This is a genomic window from Draconibacterium sp., assembly GCF_041583095.1.
GTDB lineage: Bacteria > Bacteroidota > Bacteroidia > Bacteroidales > Prolixibacteraceae > Draconibacterium.
Genome location: NZ_JBFHGM010000310.1, coordinates 1 through 5,541, shown reverse-complemented (window position 1 = coordinate 5,541; position 5,541 = coordinate 1). Strand labels below are relative to the sequence as shown.

At 42.4% G+C, this 5,541-nt stretch carries 4 protein-coding genes; 3 read left to right on the top strand and 1 reads right to left on the bottom strand.

The window, feature by feature from the left end; genetic code table 11:
• Together pncB and ABZB17_RS19790 are read left to right on the top strand one after the other, a co-directional pair.
• On the top strand, positions 1-935 hold a 935-nt coding region (pncB, locus tag ABZB17_RS19795; protein ID WP_372652856.1), incomplete at its 5' end, for a nicotinate phosphoribosyltransferase.
• Positions 932-2,032: an alanine racemase gene (locus ABZB17_RS19790; protein WP_372652854.1), complete on the top strand. Its 1,101-nt coding sequence runs from the start codon at positions 932-934 to the stop codon at positions 2,030-2,032. The genes pncB and ABZB17_RS19790, both read left to right, overlap by 4 nt.
• Positions 2,033-2,235: 203 nt before the next feature.
• Here the strand turns inward: ABZB17_RS19790 and ABZB17_RS19785 are convergent, their stop codons facing one another.
• Positions 2,236-3,699, bottom strand: a complete 1,464-nt coding sequence (locus tag ABZB17_RS19785; RefSeq protein ID WP_372652852.1) for an aminoacyl-histidine dipeptidase — start codon at positions 3,697-3,699, stop codon at positions 2,236-2,238.
• A gap of 212 nt (positions 3,700-3,911) precedes the next feature.
• Here ABZB17_RS19785 and ABZB17_RS19780 point away from each other — a divergent pair, with 212 nt between their 5' ends.
• Positions 3,912-5,441, top strand: a complete 1,530-nt coding sequence (locus ABZB17_RS19780) for a peptide MFS transporter (protein ID WP_163323023.1) — start codon at positions 3,912-3,914, stop codon at positions 5,439-5,441.
• The last annotated feature ends 100 nt before the right edge of the window (positions 5,442-5,541 follow it).

The window sequence follows — 5,541 nt, the reverse complement described above, 5'->3', positions numbered from 1 at the left end:
TTCATGCCAGCCGCGCAGCCTGTATCGGTGGCGCTTCATCCACATCAAATACCCTGGCCGGAAAAATATATGATATCCCTGTTAGCGGAACGATGGCGCACAGCTGGGTACAAAGTTTCGATTCGGAACTGGAAGCTTTCAGAGCGTTTGCCGAAACGAATCCCGATAATACCATTTTGCTGGTTGACACTTATAATACCTTAAAATCGGGCGTGCCCAATGCGATTACCATTGGTCATGAAATGGCTGCCAAAGGCGAAAAACTAAAGGCCATTCGGCTGGATAGCGGTGACCTGGCTTACCTTAGTAAAAAAGCCCGAAAACAATTGGACGACGCAGGCTTGTCGGATGTACAGATTCTTGCATCGAACCAGTTGAACGAATACGTAATAAAAACTTTGCTGCTGGACCAGAATGCTGCCATCGACGGTTTTGGAATCGGCACCGAAATGATTACCGGAAAAAGCGACGCTGCCCTGGACGGTGTTTATAAACTCACTGAAATTGACGGAGAACCAAAAATGAAATTCTCTGAAAATATCGAGAAAATTACCCTGCCCGGGAAAAAACAATTGATCAGGTATTTTGATGAAGAAGGGAAATTTTACTGCGATGGAATTCTATTGCAAAATGAAAAACAGGAAGAGGTTGATACGATCTACCACCGCATTTACCCCGAAAAAAATACCGAAGTTTCGAAACTAAAATTTGAATTGCTGCGCGAAAAAGTGGTTGAACAGGGAAACATTTTGCTTCGACATAAGAATCCGATAGAGATACACGATTACCTGAAAAGCCGGGCCGCTTTATTGCCCGACGAACATAAACGTTTTATCAGTCCACACCTCTATAAAGTAGGTATTTCGAATAAATTAATGGCTACCCGCAACGCTCTAACACAAAAATTACGAACGTTACACGAAGTTATTTTATGACAGAAATTACACGACCTACACTAATTATTGACAAAGAAATTTGCCTGCAGAACATTGAACGGATGGTAAAAAAAGCCGAAAACTATAATCTTCGGTTGCGCCCCCACTTCAAAACGCATCAGGCAGCAAAGGTCGGTGAGTGGTTTAAACGTTTCGGGATTAGTCAAATTACTGTTTCATCGGTGTTAATGGCTGAATATTTTGCATCGAACGGATGGAATGACATAACGCTTGCTTTTCCGTTGAATATTCTGGAGACAAGCCGGATAAACCGTTTGGCCAACACCATAAAACTGAATGTTCTGATCGAAAACAAGGAAGCGGCAGAAGTGCTGGCCAGTAAAGCGACCAACAAAATTGGCGTGTATTTAAAAATCGACACAGGTTACAACCGAACAGGTATTCCTGCAGGCAGAACGGGTCGGATCGATTCAATCCTTGATATTTTGCGCAAAAACAGCAAACTTACTTTTAAAGGATTTCTTACACACACCGGCCATACCTACACGGCACTATCAACCAACGAAATATTCAGCAGTCATTTTGATGCCCTGCTTAAACTGAAGAAGCTAAAAAACAGGTATCATAAAGAATATCCGGGAATGGAACTGAGTATGGGCGACACACCATCGGCCAGCATTTGCGGAAATTTTGACGGGATAGACGAAATTCGTCCGGGCAACTTTGTTTTTTACGACCTCATGCAGCACAACCTCGGCGTATGCGAAATAAGTGATATTGCGGTAAAAATGGTGTGTCCGGTTGTGGCCAAACATGTTTCGCGTAACGAAATTGTGATTTACGGTGGTGCTGTTCATTTCTCGAAAGATACTTTACAAAATACGGATGGCAAACAATTATACGGTCGGGTAATTATCAGTCAGGACGGTGAAAAAGTGTTGCTCGACACCAAAAACTACCTGTCGCGGCTTTCGCAGGAACACGGTATAATAAAAGTTACACCCACTCATTTTAAACAGATAAAAGTGGGCGATCTGGTGGAGATCATTCCCGTACATTCGTGCCTTACCGCAAATATGATGGGGCACATGATTACCACCGAAGGCGAGTTTATTGAAATGATGCCAAAATATTAAAAAAAGATCTGAACGCTGGTGACGCAGATTTTGCAGATTACCACTGAAATACAAAATGGAACAAAAGGCTACATTTTTGTTCTCAACATAAAAAAATCCGATTCGTTTGATCAAAATCATTCGAATCGGATTTTTAGTTTTTATTCTGCGAAAATCAATTCACATCAGTGTCATCTGCATTCCTACGCTACCATTGCAAAATTCTATTTTTCAGGAATAGCCTCAAGCGTGGCCACCAAAAACTCCCAGAATTTTTTAACCGTTTCAATATTTACTTTTTCATCCGGTGAGTGCGGGAAACGAATGGTTGGTCCAAACGAGATCATATCCCAGTGTGGGTAGTTTTGTGCCAGAATACCACACTCCAAACCTGCATGAATTCCCATAATCTTAGGTACCCTGCCCCACTTGGCATTATACACATCCTGCATGGTTTTTAAAATCGGCGATTCCATGTTTGGTTTCCATCCCGGATAAGCACCAGAGAGAGTTACCTCGGCGCCAGCCAGTTCAAAAACAGCTTTTAAACGTGTGCCCAGTTCATCTTTTGCCGAATCCACCGAGCTACGCATCAAACAACCACCATTTATGGTTTTGCTTTCTGCGTCCGATTTCAAAATGGCCAGATTGGTAGAAGTTTCCACCAGCCCTTTCATGCTGTCGCTCATCCGGATAACACCATTTGGGCAGGCAACAACGGCTTTTGTTACGTTTTTCTGACTAGCTGCATCGATCAACGTTTCCGGCATTTCGGTTTGTTCAACAGCAATATCAATATCAGGTTCGGTAGCTGCAAGTTCTGCTTTTATGGCATCGGCAATTTCATCAACCAAAGCGATAAAATCGGCCACTTTTGCCTCTTCAACCACAACAACACCAAAGGCTTCGCGCGGGATGGCATTTCTTAAACTTCCGCCATCGATACTGGCCAAACGAACGCCCAGTTCTTCGGCGGCATTTATAATCCGGAAAAATGTTTTTATTGAGTTTCCACGGCCCAGAATAATATCCATTCCCGAGTGGCCACCTTTCAAACCGGTTACGCTTAATTGCAAAGCCACAAATCCAAGTGGAACTTCTTCTTCAGTATATTTGAAAGTAATATTTACATCCTCACCACCGGCACAACCTACGTACAATTCTCCTTCGTCTTCCGAGTCGGTATTGATAAGGATTTCGGCATCCAACATTCCGGCTTTTAATCCGTTTGCCCCATCCATTCCCGTTTCTTCGGTAGCGGTAAGCAACACTTCTATAGGCCCGTGCTTTAAGGTTTTCGACGCCAAAACAGCCATTGCAGCCGCCGAGCCTATACCATTATCGGCACCCAGTGTTGTTCCGTTGGCTGTTACCCAGTCGCCATCAACAAAAGCCTCAATCGGATCGTTTTTAAAATCGTGAACTTTATCGCTGTTCTTTTGCGGAACCATATCGAGGTGCCCTTGCAGAACCACCGTTTTGCGGTTTTCCATACCCGGTGTTGCCGGCTTTTTTATAATTACGTTTCCGGCATCGTCTTTAATGGTTTCCAATCCCAGTTTTTCACAAAAACTTACTGCCCAATTCTGAATCTGCTCTTCGTGGTTTGAAGGACGTGGAATTTGGGTCATTTCAGAAAAGATCTCCCACACATTTTGTGGCTCGAGATTTTTAATTTCTACACTCATAATAATGCGTTTTTTACTTCAGGTTAAATACCTGCAATTTTATCGAACAAAGTAAGCAACAAATGAAAAAACATTTTGTGCATTTTCGGCTTAAAAGTTTTTAAAACAGTATAAAATTAGGCAGAAGAACAGAAAAGCTGATATGTTTCACGGAAATCTTTGAAGATAATTGATATTTTAGCGAGCTTTAGAAAATAAAAGATAAAGATATTATGAGTAGAGATGCAAATAAAGCCTTCTTTGGTCACCCGATCGGGCTTTCAACACTTTTTGCCAGTGAAATGTGGGAACGCTTTAGTTACTATGGAATGCGGGCCTTATTGGTTCTTTTCCTTACGGCAACTTTTGCTTCGGGCGGATTTGAAATGGCAGAACTCGATGCCTTTACCATTTATGGTATTTTCACCGGTTTAGTTTATGTAACCCCGATTTTGGGTGGAATGCTGGCCGACAAAGTGCTGGGGCAGCGAAAATCGATTTACATTGGAGGTTTAACCATGGCCGTTGGACAATTCCTGTTGGCCGGAAGTGCGTGGTTATACGGTTCTGATGCAAGTATCGAATTCCGTCAAACCATTTTTTACGCCGGATTGGGAATTCTGATTCTGGGTAATGGTTTCTTTAAACCCAACATTTCTACCATGGTGGGCGAATTGTACGACAATAACGACCCACGCAAAGACGGTGGTTTTACCATCTTTTACATGGGTATCAACCTGGGTGCATTTATCTCTCCTTTAATAACAGGTAAACTTGGTGAGCAGGTAGCCTGGCAATATGGTTTTCTGGCTGCAGGAATCGGGATGGTTTTAGGTACTGTTTGGTTCTTTGTTCGTAGTCACACACTTGGGCACATTGGAATGCCTCCGAAGGTAAAAGCTGAAAGAGTACGTCTGATTCTGAAAGACTGGTTCGGGATATTACTTTTCGCCGTTGGTATTGTTGCAGTAGTGTTTGCTGTAATTGTTGGCTGGGGAGCAATGCCTGAAACCGTTTCGAAAACAATCATTTACATAGTTGGAATTGGTGCTGTAATTGTACTTGCCACAAGTATTTTTAGAGGAACAAGTGGTAAGGCCGAATGGTCGCGAATAGGAGTTATTCTTGTTCTGGCCCTTTTTAACATCTTATTCTGGGGTGGTTTTGAGCAGGCAGGTACAACCTTTAACGTTTTTGCCCGCGATAATACACAACGAATGATCGGCAACTGGGAAATTCCAGCCAGCTGGTTTCAAAGTATTAACGCCATTTGGATTGTAACCTGTGCGCCGTTATTCAGCATTTTATGGTTAAAACTGGACAAACTAAAAATAAACCCTAATACGCCAATGAAATTTGCGTGGGGTTTAATTATGCTTTCGCTGGGGTTTGTGATTATGGCAATTGCTTACAGCAGATCTACAGGAGGTGATACACTTCGTTTGGTTAGCCCATTGTGGTTGATCGTGGTATTCCTTTTCCATACATTTGGTGAACTTTGCCTGTCGCCAATTGGCCTTTCGATGGTGACCAAATTATCGCCACCAAAACTGGTTTCTACCATGATGGGAATTTGGTTTGGTTCGATTGCCGCCGGTAACTTTGTAGCTTCGCAAATGAAAGCTATTTCAATAAAATTGGAGAGTGCTCTGGGAACTGAAATTCAGGTTTTCTGGTTAATCGCTATCCAGTCGGCTATTTTTGCGCTTATTGCAATTGCCCTTTCGCCGGTATTGAAAAAGATGATGCATGGAATAAAATAGGAAATAAATTATTTGAGAAAATATTTGAAGTACCCGGCTTTTTAAAGTCGGGTATTTTTTTGCCTAAAAATTAGTTAAGGGGTCTATAAAAGAGATCACC

Excerpts from the sequence above, each read along its gene's own strand:
- ABZB17_RS19790 (WP_372652854.1), top strand. The coding sequence starts at position 932 with ATGACAGAAATTACACGACCTACACTAATTATTGACAAAGAAATTTGC.
- ABZB17_RS19785 (WP_372652852.1), bottom strand. The coding sequence starts at position 3,699 with ATGAGTGTAGAAATTAAAAATCTCGAGCCACAAAATGTGTGGGAGATC.
- ABZB17_RS19780 (WP_163323023.1), top strand. The coding sequence starts at position 3,912 with ATGAGTAGAGATGCAAATAAAGCCTTCTTTGGTCACCCGATCGGGCTT.